The following is a 17,122-nucleotide window of genomic DNA, read 5'->3' on the forward strand; positions in this document are numbered from 1 at the left end:
CCTTTCGTCAACTGTCGGTTGCGGTGCGCGCGTCGGTCATGGCGGCGCCCTGGGCGCGCGTGGTTCTGGTACGTGCGGCGGCGGTACGGCCCGCCGCCGGGTTCCCGGCCCGCTGTGCCGCGGCGCTCTCCGCGGCGTCGACCAGCTCGCCGATCCGGGCGGCGGCCCGGCGGCCCTCCAGGTGCAGCCGGCCGACGTTGACCCGGTCCTGGGTGAGCAGGGTGAGGACCGCGGTACGGCCCGCCGCATAGGTGGCGACATAGCCGCCGGAGCCGCGGACGAGCAGTTCCCGCAGCTCGCCCTGGCCGGTCGCGTCGGCGAGCCGCACGGCGACGCCGAGCGCGGCGGCGGTGAGCGCGGCCAGGCCCTCGGGATCGACGCCGGGGGTGTCCTGGGCGACGACGAGACCGTCGACGCCGGCCGCGAGGGCGCCGGTGAGCTGGGGGACGCGGGTGCGCAGTCGGCGCAGCTCGTCGAGGATGTCCGACTCGGCCGCCATCAGGTGTCTCCTCTCGGTGGGACGGTGCCGTTCAAAGGGCCTCCAGCGCATCCCTGAGCCTCTTCAGCAGCGCGATGTCGGGGTCGTTGACCTCGGGGGTGGGTAGGGGAGCGGCGGCCGTCGAGCGTCCCGGCGACAGCAGCCCGGCCGCCGCCAGCCGTCGTACGTCCACCAGGGTGTGGAACGCGTGTCTGCCCAGCTCACGGGCGATCTGGGGGGCCGTGCGGACGCCGTCGGCGCGGTTCAGCACCGCCCGCCCGCGTGGTGTGAGGGGCGGGGCCGCGACCGGGTCGGCCCGGATCAGCGGCGCCTCGTCGACGGCCGGGTCGGCCCAGATGCGGTGCAGCAGCCGGCGGCGGCGCAGCGTCTCGCGCTCCAGCGCCGTCACGGGGACCGGACGCAGCGGTCCTGGCCGGGCCACGGCCTCGTAGCGGAAGCGACCGGGGGCGCTGCTGGGGGCCAGCGCGAAGTACCCGGCGTCGTACAGCGCGCCCAGATGGCACAGCTCCAGCGCGCCCGTGGTCAGCCGGCCGGCGTCGAGCAGCAGCCGGACGGCGCCCGGCGGGTCGGCGGCCCGTTCCACGGCCTGCCGCCACACGGCGTCGTCGAGCGTGCCCCGGGCGGTGAGGAGCACATCGAGGCCGGGTGCGAAGGGGCTCTCCGCGTGGATCACCCGGCCCTCGTGCAGCAGCAGCGTGCCGTGCTCGCGCACGAGCACCCCGGTGGCCCGCTCGTCGGCGAGCCGGCTGAGCATCGGGGACAGGGCGCCGTGGGTCTGCTCCCAGGCGGTCGCCCCGTTCCGCACGGGCAGCGGTGGTGGCGGTGTGGTGACCATGGTCATTCCAGCACCAGTCGGCCGGCCATCTCGCCGAGCCGGATGCGGGCGAGCGCGAGGTTGCCTTCCTCGCGGGCCAGCCACAGATGCAGGAAGACGGTGCTGTCGAAGGGCGTGTCCACGAACCGCAGCAGGTGGTAGCTGTCCCGGTTGCTGACGATCAGGTCCTCGACCGGGGGGCGTTCACCGCCGGGGTCGTCGGCGGCGGCGAACGCCCCGTGCTCGGCGGCCAGCCGGGCCAGCTCGGCGGCCTCCGCCGCGGATGTCTCATGGTCCTCGCCGGGGGCTTCCCCGACGGTGCCCAGGGCCAGTCCGCTCGTCCAGTCGACCAGCGCGGCGCCCCGGGCACCGGGCAGTCGCATGGCCTCCAGTAAGCACGCGTCGATTCCGGGCACCGTGGCTCCCCTCCCGCCTGGGACTCCGGCTGAGTGACGACGACACTACGCGCGGTGTGCGGGACGGGTGAGGCTTCTGGCATTTTCCGTAGGAACATGCGGCCGATGAACTAGGGTGACTCAACTGTGGTGCGCCGCAAGCCCGTTGGCCATCGCGCCCGGGGTGCGTCAGGGGCGCTCGGGTGTCCGCAGGGTGGTGAGTGCGGCGGCGTGCGACCCTCCCGACTCGGCCACGATCTCCTCGATCGTCTGCGGCGCCCGCACCGTCGCGAAGGCCACCTCACCCGTGCCGTCCGGCGCGAAGCCGTACACCCCGGGCCTGGCCAGCGAGTTGTACGCGTAGTGGTGGGCGAAGTAGTAGGCGCCCGTGTCCAGGGCCGCCGCGTAGTCCCCCTGGTCGAGCGGGGGCAGCACACGGCCCTCGGCCAGCAGGTCGCCGGAGAAGCAGGCCGGCCCGGCCACGTCCTGCACCACCTCGGGCCCGGACTTGGGCCGCCCCTTCGCGTCGTACACGGCGATCCTGAGCGGCCACGCCGTCGGCGCGTACACCGTCCGCGTCGCCACCTGCACGCCCGCGTGGGTCACCGCGACCCGTCGCCCGCCGGCGCTCTTGGCGTACTCCACCCGCGCCACCACGGTGCCGTGCTTGGCCAGCAGCGACCGCCCGAACTCGGTCACCAGCCCGTACCGTCCGTCGAACAGCCCCGGCACGGCCTCCCGCAGTGCACGGGCGTACCGCGCGTAGGTCGGCGCCGTCGTGTCCGACTCGAAGTTCACCGGCAGCCCGCCGCCGATGTCGAGCGTGTCGATCTGCGGTCGCCCGGCGCGCTCGTTGATCTCCTCGGCGAGCGCGTACGTCTCCGCCACGCCCTGTGCCAGCAGCGCCAGCGGGATGCCCTGCGAGCCGGTGTGCGCATGCAGCCGGGTCAGCCACGGCCGGTCCAGGAAGGCACGTACGACCCACTCGCGGGCGCCCTCGTCGCGCAGCCCCACCCCGAACTTGGAGGTCGCCGTCGCCGTCGAGGTGGCCCCGATGGAGCCCCCGCCGATCTGCGGATTGACCCGGATGCCCAGCCGGGATCGGGTCGGCGCCGACCGCACCAGGCCGTCGATGCGGTCCAGTTCCTGTGCGTTGTCAGCGTTGACCGCGATGCCAAGCGCCAGCGCCTCGCGCAGTTCGGCCGGTGTCTTGGCGGGCGAGTCGAGCACGGTGCGCTGCGGCGGGACCCCGGCCGCCCGCGCCAGCGCCAGTTCGCCCGGGCTGGCCACCTCCGCGCCGATGCCCTCGCCGTCCAGCAGCCGCACGACGGCCACCAGCGGGGTCGCCTTCACGGCGAAGGCGTGCAGCACCGGTGTGCCCGGCGCCACCACCGCGTCGAACGCCGCCCGCAGTGCCGCCGCCGAGTCCCGGATGCCGGTGACGTCCAGCAGTCCGACGACGGGTGCCGTGGGCCCGAGCAGCCCCTGCGCCACGGCGGCCCGTACCGCCCGGTCCCGTCGGGCGGTACGCCCGTGCCCGTCCGCCGCGGCTTCGCGCGCCTCCACGCGCATCTCGTCGTAGGTCCCGTCCGTGTGCGTGTCTTCACCGGTGTCCACGGCGCCCCCCGTCCAGTCGTTGCCTGAGCCCATGCGTCCAGCCAAACATCCATGACGCCTCCCGCGGCGGCCCGCCCGCGTATTGACTAGCCCTATTCATGACGTCAGGATGTGAATAACCACAGCAACAAGCCGCAGTGACCCACCGGGAGCGATCCGCTAGGAGGCACACCATGTCAGGACCCCGCGCCGTACGAGCGCCCCGCGGCACGGAACTGAGCGCCCTGGGATGGCAGCAGGAGGCCGCCCTGCGGATGCTGCAGAACAACCTGGACCCCGAGGTCGCCGAGCACCCCGACAAGCTCGTCGTCTACGGCGGCACCGGCAAGGCCGCCCGCGACTGGCGCTCCTTCGACGCCATGGTCCGCACGCTGAAGACCCTCAAGCAGGACGAGACCATGCTCGTCCAGTCCGGCCGCCCGGTCGGCGTGATGCAGACCCACGAGTGGGCCCCGCGCGTCCTGCTCGCCAACTCCAACCTCGTCGGCGACTGGGCCAACTGGGAGGAGTTCCGTCGTCTGGAGGCCCTCGGCCTGACCATGTACGGCCAGATGACCGCCGGCTCCTGGATCTACATCGGCACCCAGGGCATCCTCCAGGGCACCTACGAGACCTTCGCCGCCGTGGCCGCGAAGAAGTTCGGCGGCACCCTCGCCGGGACGATCACCCTGACCGCGGGGCTCGGCGGCATGGGCGGCGCCCAGCCGCTCGCCGTCACCATGAACGACGGCGTCGTCATCTGCGTCGACTGCGACCCGCGCGCCATCGAGCGGCGCATCGAGCACCGCTACCTCGACGTCCGGGCCGACTCCGTCGACCACGCACTCCGTCTGGCCGTGGAGGCGCGCGACGCCCGCCGCCCGCTGTCCATCGGCGTCCTCGGCAACGCGGCCGAACTGGTCCCGGACCTGCTCGCGATGAACGCCCCGATCGACATCGTCACCGACCAGACCTCCGCCCACGACCCGCTCGCGTATCTGCCGGTCGGTATCGCCTTCGACGACATGGCCTCCGCCGCCGCCAAGGACCCGGCCGGCTTCACCACCCGCGCCCGCGAGTCCATGGCCCGGCACGTCGAGGCCATGGTCGGCTTCCAGGACGCCGGCGCGGAGGTCTTCGACTACGGCAACTCGATCCGTGGCGAGGCTCAACTCGCCGGATACGACCGGGCGTTCGCTTTCCCCGGCTTCGTCCCTGCCTATATCCGTCCGCTGTTCTGCGAAGGCAAGGGACCCTTCCGGTGGGCGGCCCTGTCGGGCGAGGCGGCCGACATCGCCAAGACCGACAAGGCGATCCTTGAGCTGTTCCCGGAGAACGAGTCCCTGGCCCGCTGGATCAGGATGGCCGGCGAGCGAGTCCACTTCCAGGGCCTGCCCGCCCGCATCTGCTGGCTCGGCTACGGCGAACGCGACAAGGCAGGCGAGCGCTTCAACGACATGGTGGCGTCCGGGGAACTGGCGGCCCCCCTCGCCATCGGCCGCGACCACCTCGACTGCGGCTCCGTCGCCTCCCCGTACCGCGAGACCGAGGCCATGCTCGACGGCTCCGACGCGATCGCCGACTGGCCACTGCTGAACGCCATGGTCAACGTCGCCTCCGGCGCCTCCTGGGTCTCCATCCACCACGGCGGCGGCGTCGGCATGGGCCGCTCCATCCACGCCGGCCAGGTGACGGTCGCCGACGGCACGAAACTCGGCGGCGAGAAGATCCGCCGTGTGCTCACCAACGACCCCGGCATGGGCGTCATCCGGCATGTGGACGCGGGCTACGACAGCGCCGAGTCGGTGGCCGCCGAGCGCGGCGTGCGGGTGCCGATGCGCGAGGGTGACCACGCGTGAGCCGGGATCCGAGCGGGCAGGGCCGCCTCCCGGCGGGGGCCGAGGACACGTCGCCGTCCGCGGCTGCGGCCGTGCCCGCCCTCCCCCGGGAATCCGCCACGAGCACGGGTACGGGCGGCCCCCCGGCCGCCCCGCGGAACGAGGCCCCACGGCATCGCGGGGCCACCGGCCACGACGGGCCCGACGGGGCCGCGGGCCACCGCACGCCCTCCTTCCACGAGATGTGGGCCGAACTGCTGCCCGTCGGCCGGCACCCCGACTCGGGCGGCTACCGGCGCTACGCCTGGACCGGGGCCGATGCCGAGTGCCGTGCCTGGTTCCGGGAGCAGGCCGAGCGGCGCGGACTCGCGTACGAGACCGACCGCAACGGCAACCAGTGGGCCTGGCTGGGGGACCCGGCCGCCGGGGACGCCGTGGTCACCGGGTCGCACCTCGACTCCGTGCCCGACGGCGGCGCCTTCGACGGGCCCCTCGGCGTGGTCTCCGCCTTCGCCGCCCTCGACGAACTGCGCGCGAGGGGCGTGCGGTTCGGCCGGCCCCTCGCCATCGTGAACTTCGGCGACGAGGAGGGCGCCCGGTTCGGGCTCGCCTGTGTCGGCTCCCGGCTGACCGCCGGACAGCTCACCGTCGAGCAGGCGCACCGGCTGACCGACGCCGACGGCGTCACGCTGCCCCGGGCCATGGCCGCCGCCGGACACGACCCCGACGCCATCGGGCCGGACCCGGAGCGGCTGGCCCGCATCGGCGCGTTCGTGGAACTCCACGTCGAACAGGGCCGGGCGCTCGACCTGTCCGGCGACCCGGTCGGCCTCGCCGACGCCATCTGGCCGCACGGGCGGTGGCGGCTCGACTTCCGCGGCGAGGCCAACCACGCCGGCACCACCCGGCTCGCCGACCGGCGCGACCCGATGCTGCCGTACGCCGAGACCGTGCTCGCCGCCCGCCGCGAGGCCCGGCTTGCCGCCGCCGTCGCCACCTTCGGCAAGATCGCCGTCGAGCCGAACGGGGTCAACGCCATCCCCTCCCTGGTGCGCGGCTGGCTCGACGCACGCGCCGTAGACCAGACGGCCCTCGACACGGTCGTCACGGGCGTGGAGCAGGCCGCGCGCGAGTACGCCGCCGCCCACGGCGTCGACGTCGACATGGTCCGCGAGTCCTTCACGCCCGTCGTCGGGTTCGACCACGCCCTGCGCGACGAACTCGCCCGCATCCTGGGGACGCGCTTGAAGGTGCCCGTCCTGGGAACCGGTGCCGGACACGACGCGGGAATCCTCTCCGGGAGCATCCCGACCGCCATGCTGTTCGTGCGCAACCCCACCGGGGTCTCGCACTCCCCGGCCGAGTTCGCCGCCGAGGACGACTGCGCGGCCGGGGTGACCGCGCTCGCCGACGTACTGGAAGGGCTGGCCCGCGCGTGACCAAGACGACCTACTGGATGGAACACGCCTGGCTTCGCGACCGGGTCGAGCCAGGCGTGGCCGTCGAGGTGGCGGACGGACGCATCACGGCCGTACGCCACCGGACGCCTGCCCCGCCGCCCGGGGCCGAGGTGCTGCGCGGTCTCACCCTCCCCGGGCTGGCCAACGCGCACAGCCACGCCTTCCACCGCGCCCTGCGCGGCACCGTCCAGGTCGGCTCCGGCACCTTCTGGACCTGGCGCGAGGTCATGTACTCGTTCGCCGACAGACTGACCCCGGACACCTACCACGCCCTGGCCCGCGCCGTGTACGCGGAGATGGCGCTTGCGGGCGTCACGGCGGTCGGCGAGTTCCACTACGTGCACCACGCGCCCGGCGGCACCCGCTACGCCGACCCGAACGCCATGGGCGAGGCGCTCATCGACGCTGCGGCCGAAGCCGGCATCCGCATCACCCTCCTCGACACCTGTTATCTCTCCGCCGGCTTCGGCAGCCCGCCCACCACCCATCAGCGCCGCTTCTCCGACGGCACCGCCGAGGCCTGGGCCACACGCTGTTCACTTCTCAAGGAACGGGATCACGCACGGATCGGGGCGGCCGTCCACTCCGTACGGGCCGTGCCCGCAGGGCAGTTGGCGACGGTGGCGCGGTGGGCGCAGGAGCGGCGGGCCCCGCTCCATGTGCATCTGTCCGAGCAGACCGCCGAGAACAAGGCATGCCTGGAGGCGCACGGCCGCACCCCCACCCGGCTCCTCGCCGACCACGGTGTCCTCGGCCCGCGCACCACCGGCGTGCACAACACCCATGTCACCGGCGAGGACATCGCCCTGCTCGGCGGCTCCGGCACCGGCACCTGCATGTGCCCGACGACCGAGCGGGACCTGGCCGACGGCATCGGCCCCGCGGCGGCCCTGCAACACGCGGGCTCCCCGCTCAGCCTCGGCTCCGACAGCCATGCCGTCATCGACCTGCTCGAAGAGGCGCGCGCCATGGAGCTGAACGAACGCCTGCGCACCCGCGCCCGGGGTCACTGGACGGCCGCCGCCCTGCTGCGCGCCGCCACCGCCGACGGCCACGCCGCCCTCGGCTGGGACGGGGCGGGCACCATCGAGGCGGGCGCGCTCGCCGACCTCACGACGATCGCGCTCGACTCGGTCAGGACGGCCGGGCCGCTGCCCAGGCTCGGCGCCGAGACCGCCGTATTCGCCGCGAGCGCGGCGGACGTGCGGCACACGGTCGTCGCGGGCCGGCATGTCGTACGCGACGGGGCGCACACGCTCGTCCCCGATGTCCCGCAGGCGCTGGCGGCAGCGGTAGAAGCCCTGCGCGCCTGACACCCCTGATCAGCCCGCCCCTCACGAGCCCGCCCCTCACGACCCCGCCCCCGATCAGTCTCCCCCCGGTCAGTCTGCCCCCGAAGATCCCGCTCCCGAAGAGCCCGTTCCCGACCGGCCCGCCCACGGACAAGGACGCCATGAGCAGCACCGCCATCACCGACATCGCCACGCTGGTCACCAACGATCCCTCCTCAGGCGACGGTTCCCCTCTCGGTCTGATCCAGGACGCGGCCGTCGTCATCGACGGCGACCGGGTCGTCTGGACCGGTGAATCCAGCAAAGCACCCGCCACTGACAATCGGGTCGACGCCGGCGGCCGGGCGGTGCTGCCGGGCTTCGTCGACTCCCACTCGCACCTGGTCTTCGCGGGCGACCGCACCGCCGAGTTCAACGCCCGCATGTCCGGCCGCCCCTACCGGGCGGGCGGCATCCGGACGACGGTGGCGGCCACCCGCGCCGCCACGGACGGGGAACTGGAGGCGAACCTCACCCGTTACCTGTCCGAGGCGCTGCGCCAGGGCACGACGACGTTCGAGACGAAGTCCGGGTACGGCCTGACGGTCGCCGACGAGGCGCGCTCGCTGCGCATCGCCGCCGCCCACACCGACGAGGTCACCTACCTCGGCGCGCACATCGTGTCACCGGACTACGCCGACGACCCGGCCGCGTATGTCGCCCTGGTCACCGGCGAGATGCTGGACGCCTGCGCACCGTACGCCCGTTGGATCGATGTCTTCTGCGAGCAGGGCGCCTTCGACGGCGACCAGGCCCGGGCGATCCTCACGGCGGGCAGGGCGAAGGGGCTGCACCCCCGGGTCCACGCCAACCAGCTCTCCCACGGGCCCGGCGTGCGCCTGGCGGTCGAACTGGACGCGGCGAGCGCCGACCACTGCACCCACCTCACGGACGCGGACGTCGACGCCCTCGCGAGCGGCACCACCGTCGCGACGCTGCTGCCCGGCGCCGAGTTCTCCACGCGCGCCCAGTGGCCCGACGCCCGCCGGCTGCTCGACGCGGGCGTCACGGTCGCGCTGTCGACGGACTGCAACCCCGGTTCGTCCTTCACGTCGTCGGTGCCCTTCTGCGTGGCACTGGCCGTGCGGGACATGGGCATGACGCCGGACGAGGCGGTCTGGTCGGCCACGGCGGGCGGCGCCGCGGCCCTGCGCCGCACCGACATCGGCCGCCTCACCCCCGGCGCCTACGCCGACCTGACCCTCCTGGACGCCCCGAGCCATGTACATCTGGCCTACCGGCCGGGTGTGCCCCTGGTGACCGGTGTCTGGCGCCGAGGCACCCGGGTCCTGTGACCCGGGCCACCAAGGGACGTCCGGGAGGCCCGGGAAGGCCGGGCGGCGTGGGCGGCCCGGGAGGCTGCCAGACCCGGGAGGTCGGGAGGCCGCTCCCGGAAGGCTGGGTGGCTCGGGAGGTGGGCGGCCCGGAAGGCTGGGCGGCTCGGCAGAGTGGACGGCCCGGGAGGCCGGGCGGCTCGGGAGGCTGCCAGACCCGGGCGTCCGGAAAGCTGGACGGCCCGGGAGGCCGGGAGGCTCATTCCTCCAGCGTCAGCCCCTTGCGCAGCCGTACCAACGTCCGTGACAGCAGCCGGGACACGTGCATCTGCGAGATGCCGAGTTCCTCGCCGATCTCCGACTGGGTCAGGCCGGCCACGAACCGCAGGGAGAGGATCTTCCGGTCCCGCGGCGGGAGTTCGGCGATCAGCGGCTTCAACGACTCGACGTACTCGATGCCTTCGAGCCCATGGTCCTCGTAGCCGATACGGGCCGCGAGCGCGCCCTCGGCGTCGTCCTCCTCGGGCTGGGCGTCCAGCGAGGAGGCGGTGTACGCGTTGGAGGCAGCCATGCCCTCGACGACCTCCTCGTTCGAGATGCCGAGCCGCCGGGCGAGTTCGGACACCGTCGGGGCGCGGTCCAGTTGCTGGGCCAGTTCGTCACCCGCCTTGGCCAGGTCGAGGCGCAGTTCCTGCAGTCGGCGCGGCACGCGCACGGACCACGAGGTGTCCCGGAAGAACCGCTTGATCTCGCCGATGATGGTCGGCATCGCGAAGGTCGGGAACTCGACACCGCGGGAGAGCTGGAAGCGGTCGATCGCCTTGATCAGGCCGATCGTGCCGACCTGGATGATGTCCTCCATCGGCTCGCTGCGGGAGCGGAAGCGGGAGGCGGCGAACTTGACCAGCGCGAGGTTGAGTTCGACGAGGGTGTTGCGGACGTACGCGAATTCGTGGGTGCCTTCCTCCAGCGACTCCAGCCGCTCGAAGAGGGTCCTGGACAACGCCCGTGCGTCGACGGCTCCGACCTCGTCGTACGGGGGGATCTCGGGAAGCCCCGCGATGGGATCCAGTTGTTCCGGTGGGGGTGTCGACGTCGCGGTCGGGGTATGCGATGCGTCGAGCCGGGGTGACATGGTGTCCTCCATCGTTCTCGGCATTGGGCTGCCGAAGCCATGCGTGCACTGCGGTGTGCGGCGCCTCCAAAGCCGGCCGTGTCGGTTTGTGTGTCCTTACTAGCCCTACCTGCTTCACCGAGACCGTTGCAAGTGGCTTTTGTGGTTATGTGTCCGTTTGTGTGCGGTTGTTCGGGTGTCGGAGTGCGTACGGAAGGCGTAGTGTTCGAGGGCGACCGCGGAGCCCTGGCTACGCATGCGCGAGCAAGCAGGCGCAGAAGCACGAGCAGGGCATCAGCGGGACCTCAGTCAGCAGCCACGACCTCGGGAGACAGACGGCATGGACCGCGGGACGGTCGGCAGCGCACAGTCGGGCCGGCTTCTGGTGGAGGTGCGGGAGGCGGGCTCCAGCGCCGTGGTGGCACCGGCGGGTGAGCTGGATCACCACACCGCCGATCTGCTGCGCGAGCCGCTCGACGACCTCCTGGGCAAGGGCTTCTCCCGACTCGTCGTGGACTGCTCACGGCTGGAGTTCTGCGACTCCACGGGCCTCAATGTGCTGCTCGGCGCCCGCCTGAAGGCGGAGGCCGCGGGGGGCGGGGTGCATCTGGCGGCCATGCAGCCGGTCGTGGCCCGGGTGTTCGAGATCACCGGGGCGGAGGCGGTCTTCACCGTCCACGACACCGTTGAGGCGGCCCTGGTCGACGAGACCGACTGAGCCCGCCGTGGACCTTCCCGGGCCCCCCGAATCGGGGGGTGTTTCGTCCGGTGCGCCGGGCAGGAGACATCCTGGACCGGTCGGCCGCCGGGAGTGTCGCGGAACCGATGGACGATCTGTGGGTGACGTATGGGCCGACGGATGCCGACCGCGACCGCATGTTGAACGTGAACTACTCGATCGTGAAGTGCTCGATCGTGAACTGGTGAATCGGTGAGGTGAAGCGCTGATGAGCACCACCCGGCCTTACCCGCCGGGCGACCGCGGCCCGGAGCCGAGCGGCGCTTCCGGGGCGTCCGAGGGGGGAGCGCCCGGCGACGGCGCGTCCGCGGGGGCAGCGGCCGTTCCGCCGGAGGGTCCACAGGCCCGCAGGCTCCGTCTGTACGGCGAGAGCGGCGTCGTGCCGCTCGCCCGTGACTTCACCCGCCAGGCGTTGTACGCGTGGGGCTGGCTGCCCGCCGCCTCCGCCGACCAGCGGGCCGCCGCCGAGGACGTCCTGCTCGTCGTCTCCGAACTGGTCACCAATGCGTGTCTGCATGCCGAGGGCCCCGAGGAACTGTTCCTCGCCCTCGACAACAAGGCGATCCGCATCGAGGTCTCCGACCGGGGCACCGGCCAGCCGGCCCCCCGCAACCCGCACCGCGCGGGGCGCCCAGGCGGCCACGGCATGTTCATCGTGCAGCGGCTCTGCCTGGACTGGGGCGTGGTACGGACCCCGGGCACGCCCGGCAAACGAGTCTGGGCCGAACTGGGCGCCCCGGCCTGACACCCCGCGTGCGCTCGGCTTGCGCGGCGAATGCCGTACGCCTGTGGCACGGGGCGCGGGTTCGGCTTGTAGGGGCGTCTTGTCGGGGTGAGTCGTACGCCTGTGTAGGTCCGGCCTACCGGGTGCGCGGGTTTGGCTTGTGCGGCGCGCGCCGGTCTGGCCTGGGTGGATGTGATCGGCTCGGCCTGGCCCCTACGCCTCGGGATTGCCTGCCCTGCCCTGTGCGGAGGCGGTGCGTTCGGGCTGACGTCCGCGCCCCGCGCCCGCCCGGCGCCCTTGACCGCCTGACGCCCGTGCCCCGCGCTCGCCTGGCCTGTAGGCCCCGCGTCCCCTGCCCCGTGCGTCCCGCGCTCGCCCGCCCCGTGCGTCCCGCGTCCCCTGCCCCTGCCCTGTACGTCCCGCGCTTGCCTGTCCTGTACGTCCCGCGCTCGCGTGACCCGTGCGCCCCGCGCCCCCTGAACGTCCGTGCACCGGCTCGTCTGGTTCGGGTGGGCCGTTTGGGTGAGGGAGGGGGCTGGCGTGGGTGTCTGGGCGGGGGTGTTCGGGGGTGTTTTCTCCACCCGGGCTCCCTCCCTCGCGCGCCGGATCGTCACAACTCCGGCTTGCGTCGTCTCTTCCCTCCTTACGACCCCGGGCGTACCTTGACGGCCGATCTGATGTGCCGTCAGGAATGGGGTGGACCGTGTCGTACCCGAAACGAACCGCCGCGCTCGCGTCCGCCGCGGTGCTGGCCGGCTCGGTGGTGCTGCTGGCCGCGCCCGCGGCCCGGGCCGATGTCGTCGACGTCGACTACCAGTGCAAGACGCCCATCGGCGACAAGAGCGCCGTGTCGCCCATCGACATCAAGGGCGTCAAGAGCGGCGACGGCTACAAGATCACCATGTCCTGGCAGAAGGGCGTCTCCTCCAGCCCGGTCGAACTCGGCAAGGGTGCCATGAACCCGAGCGCCACCATCAGGCTGGGCGGCGCCGACAGCGGCACGCTGAGCGTGTCGGGCCCGGCCAACCAGGCCGCGATCCCCGCCAACACACCCATCAAGATCAGCGATCTGAGCGGTACGTACACGCCGAAGAAGTCGGGCAAGGTCACCTTCACGGCCGGCGTCCTCACCATCAAGGCTCTCGGCACCACGACGACCTGTACCCCGTCCAACGACCCCAAGCCCTCGCTGACCCTGGACATCACGGCGGCCGGCGGCTCCTCAGCCTCGTCGTCCGACTCTTCGGCCTCGTCGTCGGACTCCTCGGGTTCGTCCGCGGGCTCCGCCCCGAGCGGCGGCGACTCCGCCGGGCAGCTCCCGCAGACCGGCCCCGACGACTCCGCGATCGCCCTCGGCACGCTGGGCGGCACCGTCCTGCTCGCCGGTCTGGCCGGCGCCTTGTGGGTGACGCGGCGGAACCAGCCCGTACGCCGCTGAGCCCCCCGGGCCCGACCGCTGGAGCCGCCGATGCCGTCCGCCGCCCGTGCCCTGTGCCTGTCCCTGCTCACCCTGCTGCCCCTGCTCGGCGCCGCCCCGACGACCGCGGCGGCCGACCGGTCCCGCCCTGCCGCGGGGCCCGCCGGGTCAGTGCCGGTCGCCGGGTCCGCCGGCTGGTCCCTCGCGCCCGCCGGCGGCGCGCGACCCTCGTTCTACGCCGAGGGCACGCCCGGCGCGGTCCTGCGGGACACCGTGTCCGTGACCAACCGGACCACCCGACCGGTCACGGTACGGCTGCGGGGCACCGGCCTGCGCGTCCATTTCGCCGAGACCGGTGTGCGGGTCCCCGCCCGCACCCGCGCCGACGTCCCGTTCACGCTGGCCGTGCCGGCCGAGGCCGCACCCGGCGACCGCTCCGGCACGCTCGTCGCCCAGGACGGCCACGGCCGGGCCGAAACCGTACGGATCCGGCTGCGCGTCGGCGGGCCCGCGCTGTCCGCGCTGACCGTCGAGAATCCGGCCGTGCACGCCGACCGCATCACATACGAGCTGGTCAACCGCGGTACGACCGTCCTTGTACCGCGGCTCGCGGTGCGCGCGGACGGCGTCTTCGGCCGGGTCCTGGACCGTGCACCGCGCACCCTGCCCGTCCGGCTGGCCCCCGGCCACCGGCTGCGGCTGAGCGAGCCATGGACCGACCGGCCCGCCCTGGACGCGGTCGACGTACGGCTGACGGTGACCGCGCCGGGCGGTGCGCGCGCCACGGCGGACACGTCGGCGCGGTTCGTGCCCTGGGGCGCGCTCGGCGCCGGGGCCGCCGCGGCGGCGGCCGGCGTGGCGGCGGCACTCGTCGTACGCCGTCGCCGGGGCCGCCGCCCGGTCGCGACCGACGGCGAATCCCCGTGTACGGAGGTCGAGTTGACGGGAGCGGTGACGTGAGCGGCAAGCTGCGAATCCCGGTGCTGACGGCGGTGCTCGCACTGCTCCTGCTGCCGCTCGCGGCCCCGGCGCAGGCGGCGCAGCGGCCCGTCGTCGAACTGTCCGCGTCCCAGGCGGGCACCGGAGGGTCGGTCACCGTCAGCGGCACCGGCTGGCGGCCGCGCACCCTGCTGATGCTGTTGATCTGCGGGCGGGCCACACCCGGGCGGGGCGTGATCGGCGGCACCAACTCCTGTGCCAACGGCGACGGCCGGGCCGTCACCACCGACGCCCACGGCGGCTTCAGCCGGAAACTGCCGGTCACCGAGCCGCCGGTGCCCTGCCCGTGCGTGGTGCACGTGGCCACCGTGACCGGCGCGCGGGCCGACGCGGACGCCGCGTTCCAGGTCGCCGGGCACGCCGTCGAGCCGCTGCCCGCCGAGCCCGCCACCGGGCGTCTCGCGGTCCTGTCCGACACCCGGCTCGACGGGTCCAGCGGGGTGCTCACCTGGTTCGGCGCGCCTCCCTCCCGGACGCTGGTCTTCACCGTGGGCAACCTCGGGTCGACGGCCGTCCGCGACCCGGTGTTCCAAGTCGGCTCCGCGCACGGCGTGTTCGCCCCGCAGTGGGACGAGCAGCAGTGGCGCGGCACCCTCGCGCCCGGCAAGAAGGCGCAGATCAAGCTGCCCGTCGAACTCGCCGCCGGGGCGCACGGCGACTACACCGTGTCGCTGCGGTACGGCGGCAAGGTCCTCGCCGAGCAGCCGTGGGGCGTGGGCCGGCCCTGGGGCGTGACGCTGTTCTGGATCCTGCTCTGTCTGGTCGTACCGGCCGCCCTGTTCCGGGCCGGCCTGGCCGTGGTGGACCGGGTGCGGCCGCGCCGGGCGGGCGGCGTGCGCCACCGGGGGCTGCCCCGGCCGCCCTTCCGGCTGCCCCGGCCGGCGCTCCGGGCGCCCGGGCCGCGGGCGCCGGCCGCCGGGCCCGCCGCGACCCCGACCCTGCCGTGGTTCACCCCGCACTCCGGTCCGGGCACGGCCGGTCGGCTCTCCGCACCGCACGACGACAGCCCGACGAGTCCTACGACTCCCACCACGAAGGGACCCACGTGAGCATGCGAAGGAGAGTCACACCGGTCGGCGGACGCGGCGCGGGCGCGGCGGCGGCCGCGCTGATACTCGGCGGGGCGGGTGTCCTGCTGGGGGTGGCCGTGCCGCCCGCGCAGGCCGCCGAGGTGTCGTTCGCCACCCACTGTGTACCGCCCGCGGGCATCGACCCGGTGGACGGCACGACGAAGGTCGAGATCACCGCCCCGGCCACCGCGAAGGTCGGCGACACGGTCGACATCGTGTGGAAGTTCGCGCAGGCCGCCTCGAAGAACCCCGACATCATCGACCTGCCCGCGAACTCGGTGCAGCCGTCCGGCACCCTGAAGGCGGCCGGCGCGCAGACCGCGGACCTCGCGATGCAGGGGCCGCGCGAGAACCCGGCGATTCCCAAGGGCGGTGCCATGGTGCTGTCCGACATGAAGGGCACGCTGAAACTGACGGCGCCCGGCGAGGTGACGCTGACGCCCGATGCGTACACCGTCAACGCCATGTCTACGGACACCAAGTGCACGCCTACGGAGACCGTGCAGAAGGCGGCGACCATCGAGGTGACCGCGGGCGACGGGAGTTCGCCGAGCCCATCGCCCACGCCGTCCGATTCGGCCTCCCCGTCGGCCACGCCCACCCCCACGGCCACGCCCACGCCCACCCCGTCCGCCTCGGCGAGCGAGAGCGACGGCACCGGCGGCGGCCAGACCGACTTCACCGGCAAGGAGGTCCAGGTCCCCTACGCCTGCAAGACGCCGATCGGCGACAAGAGCGCGACCTCGCCGGTGCAGATCAACGCCAGGAAGCAGGGCGGGAGTTATGACCTCACCGTGCAGTTCAAGAAGTCGGTGATGGACAGCCCCGCCGACATTCCGAAGGACTCCGTCAAGCCGTCGATGGAGGTGGTTCTGGGCGGTGCCGACAAGGGCACCGTGCATGTGGAGGGGCCGATGAACCCCGCCGCCATCAAGTCCGGCGACCCGATCGAGATCCCCGACCTGACCGGCACCTACAAGCCGGGTGCGAGCGGTACGTCCACGCTCTCGCCGGGCGTCCTGACGGTCGAGGCCCTGGGTACGACGACGACCTGCACGCCGACCGAGTCGGAGGTCTCGCTCACCCTCGACACGGCGGCCCAGCCGGGCGGGGCCGCGGGCGGCTCCTCGTCCTCGGGCGGCTCGTCGACCGGCGGCGGTGCCACCGGCGGCGGTCTGGCCGCGACGGGCTCCGACGACCACGGCGCCGTCAAGGCCCTCGGACTGGTGGCCGGCACGGCGATCCTGCTGGGCGCGGCGGTCTTCACCTTCATGCCCCGCCGCAGGACCCGCTGAGCACTCCGCCGACATACGATCGGGCCCGGGGGCGGCTGCACTGACCGCCGTACCGGGCCCTCCGACCGGCCGAAGCCCCGTCGCCCGGACCCGCCGGTGAGCCCGCCGCCGGGGCTGGCAAGACTGCTGGCCTGCCGAAGCCCCCTGTGCCGGACTCGCCGGGGAGCCCGTCATCGGGCCTGCCGAAGCCCCCTCCGCCGGACCCACCGGGGCCCCCACCGGCCCTGCTGAAGCCCCCCGTCGCCGGACCCACCGGGCCCCGTCACTCCTGTCGGAGTCTCCCCGCCGGGTCCGTCGGGCCCCCACCTGCCCTGCTGAAGTCCCCCGTCGCTGGGCCCACCGGGTCCCCGTCACTCCTGTCGGAGTCTCCCCGCCGGGTCCGTCGGGCCCCCACCTGCCCTGCTGAAGCCCCCCGTCGCTGGGCCCACCGGGTCCCCGTCACTCCTGTCGGAGTCTCCCCGCCGGGCCTGCCGGGCCCCCACCGGCCCTGCTGAAGCCCCACGCCCGCCCCACCGGGCCCCCGTCACTCCTGCCGGAGCCCCCCACCGGACCCGTCG

16 protein-coding genes are annotated in these 17,122 nt (G+C 73.7%); 11 read left to right on the forward strand and 5 right to left on the reverse strand.

Annotated features, from left to right (window positions below; genetic code table 11):
• Positions 1-7: 7 nt before the first annotated feature.
• The 4 genes from ABT245_RS28695 to ABT245_RS28710 form a co-directional block, all read right to left on the reverse strand.
• On the reverse strand, positions 8-499 hold the full coding sequence (locus tag ABT245_RS28695; RefSeq protein ID WP_351738683.1) for a roadblock/LC7 domain-containing protein: 492 nt from the start codon (positions 497-499) through the stop codon (positions 8-10).
• Between the two features lie 31 nt (positions 500-530).
• Positions 531-1,340, reverse strand: coding sequence for a transcriptional regulator (locus tag ABT245_RS28700; RefSeq protein WP_351738685.1), 810 nt, complete (start codon positions 1,338-1,340; stop codon positions 531-533).
• Positions 1,337-1,729, reverse strand: coding sequence for a hypothetical protein (locus ABT245_RS28705; RefSeq protein ID WP_351738687.1), 393 nt, complete (start codon positions 1,727-1,729; stop codon positions 1,337-1,339). Before ABT245_RS28705 ends, ABT245_RS28700 begins: the two co-directional genes overlap by 4 nt.
• Before the next feature lie 168 nt (positions 1,730-1,897).
• Positions 1,898-3,358, reverse strand: coding sequence for a type III PLP-dependent enzyme domain-containing protein (locus ABT245_RS28710; RefSeq protein WP_502982214.1), 1,461 nt, complete (start codon positions 3,356-3,358; stop codon positions 1,898-1,900).
• A gap of 140 nt (positions 3,359-3,498) precedes the next feature.
• On the opposite strand from ABT245_RS28710, the gene hutU reads away from it, so the two are divergent.
• From hutU to hutI, 4 genes are all read left to right on the forward strand, one after another.
• A complete protein-coding gene (hutU, locus tag ABT245_RS28715; RefSeq protein ID WP_351738689.1) occupies positions 3,499-5,163 on the forward strand; it encodes a urocanate hydratase in 1,665 nt (554 codons plus the stop codon).
• A 221-nt stretch (positions 5,164-5,384) separates the two neighbouring features.
• On the forward strand, positions 5,385-6,581 hold the full coding sequence (locus ABT245_RS28720) for an allantoate amidohydrolase (protein ID WP_351738813.1): 1,197 nt from the start codon (positions 5,385-5,387) through the stop codon (positions 6,579-6,581).
• Positions 6,578-7,915: a formimidoylglutamate deiminase gene (locus ABT245_RS28725; RefSeq protein WP_351738691.1), complete on the forward strand. Its 1,338-nt coding sequence runs from the start codon at positions 6,578-6,580 to the stop codon at positions 7,913-7,915. Before ABT245_RS28720 ends, ABT245_RS28725 begins: the two co-directional genes overlap by 4 nt.
• A 140-nt stretch (positions 7,916-8,055) precedes the next feature.
• Complete coding sequence (gene hutI, locus ABT245_RS28730; protein WP_351738693.1) at positions 8,056-9,228, forward strand: imidazolonepropionase; 1,173 nt, start codon at positions 8,056-8,058, stop codon at positions 9,226-9,228.
• A 238-nt stretch (positions 9,229-9,466) separates the two neighbouring features.
• On the opposite strand, the gene ABT245_RS28735 is transcribed toward hutI, so the two are convergent.
• Positions 9,467-10,342: an RNA polymerase sigma factor SigF gene (locus tag ABT245_RS28735; RefSeq protein ID WP_351738696.1), complete on the reverse strand. Its 876-nt coding sequence runs from the start codon at positions 10,340-10,342 to the stop codon at positions 9,467-9,469.
• A 319-nt stretch (positions 10,343-10,661) separates the two neighbouring features.
• Between ABT245_RS28735 and ABT245_RS28740 the strand changes: the two genes are divergently transcribed.
• The 7 genes from ABT245_RS28740 (at position 10,662) to ABT245_RS28770 (ending at position 16,565) form a co-directional block, all read left to right on the forward strand.
• Positions 10,662-11,039: an STAS domain-containing protein gene (locus tag ABT245_RS28740; protein ID WP_351738699.1), complete on the forward strand. Its 378-nt coding sequence runs from the start codon at positions 10,662-10,664 to the stop codon at positions 11,037-11,039.
• Positions 11,040-11,089: 50 nt separating this feature from the next.
• Positions 11,090-11,248, forward strand: coding sequence for a hypothetical protein (locus ABT245_RS28745; RefSeq protein ID WP_351738701.1), 159 nt, complete (start codon positions 11,090-11,092; stop codon positions 11,246-11,248).
• Between the two features lie 20 nt (positions 11,249-11,268).
• Complete coding sequence (locus ABT245_RS28750) at positions 11,269-11,805, forward strand: ATP-binding protein (protein ID WP_351738704.1); 537 nt, start codon at positions 11,269-11,271, stop codon at positions 11,803-11,805.
• 682 nt (positions 11,806-12,487) lie between these two features.
• On the forward strand, positions 12,488-13,222 hold the full coding sequence (locus tag ABT245_RS28755) for an LPXTG cell wall anchor domain-containing protein (protein WP_351738707.1): 735 nt from the start codon (positions 12,488-12,490) through the stop codon (positions 13,220-13,222).
• Between the two features lie 30 nt (positions 13,223-13,252).
• Complete coding sequence (locus ABT245_RS28760; RefSeq protein ID WP_351738710.1) at positions 13,253-14,161, forward strand: COG1470 family protein; 909 nt, start codon at positions 13,253-13,255, stop codon at positions 14,159-14,161.
• On the forward strand, positions 14,158-15,249 hold the full coding sequence (locus ABT245_RS28765) for a hypothetical protein (RefSeq protein ID WP_351738713.1): 1,092 nt from the start codon (positions 14,158-14,160) through the stop codon (positions 15,247-15,249). The genes ABT245_RS28760 and ABT245_RS28765 overlap by 4 nt, the downstream gene beginning before the upstream one ends.
• A gap of 2 nt (positions 15,250-15,251) precedes the next feature.
• Positions 15,252-16,565: a hypothetical protein gene (locus ABT245_RS28770; RefSeq protein ID WP_351738715.1), complete on the forward strand. Its 1,314-nt coding sequence runs from the start codon at positions 15,252-15,254 to the stop codon at positions 16,563-16,565.
• The last annotated feature ends 557 nt before the right edge of the window (positions 16,566-17,122 follow it).

This window comes from Streptomyces sp. NPDC001508 (assembly GCF_040298665.1).
Classification (GTDB): domain Bacteria; phylum Actinomycetota; class Actinomycetes; order Streptomycetales; family Streptomycetaceae; genus Streptomyces.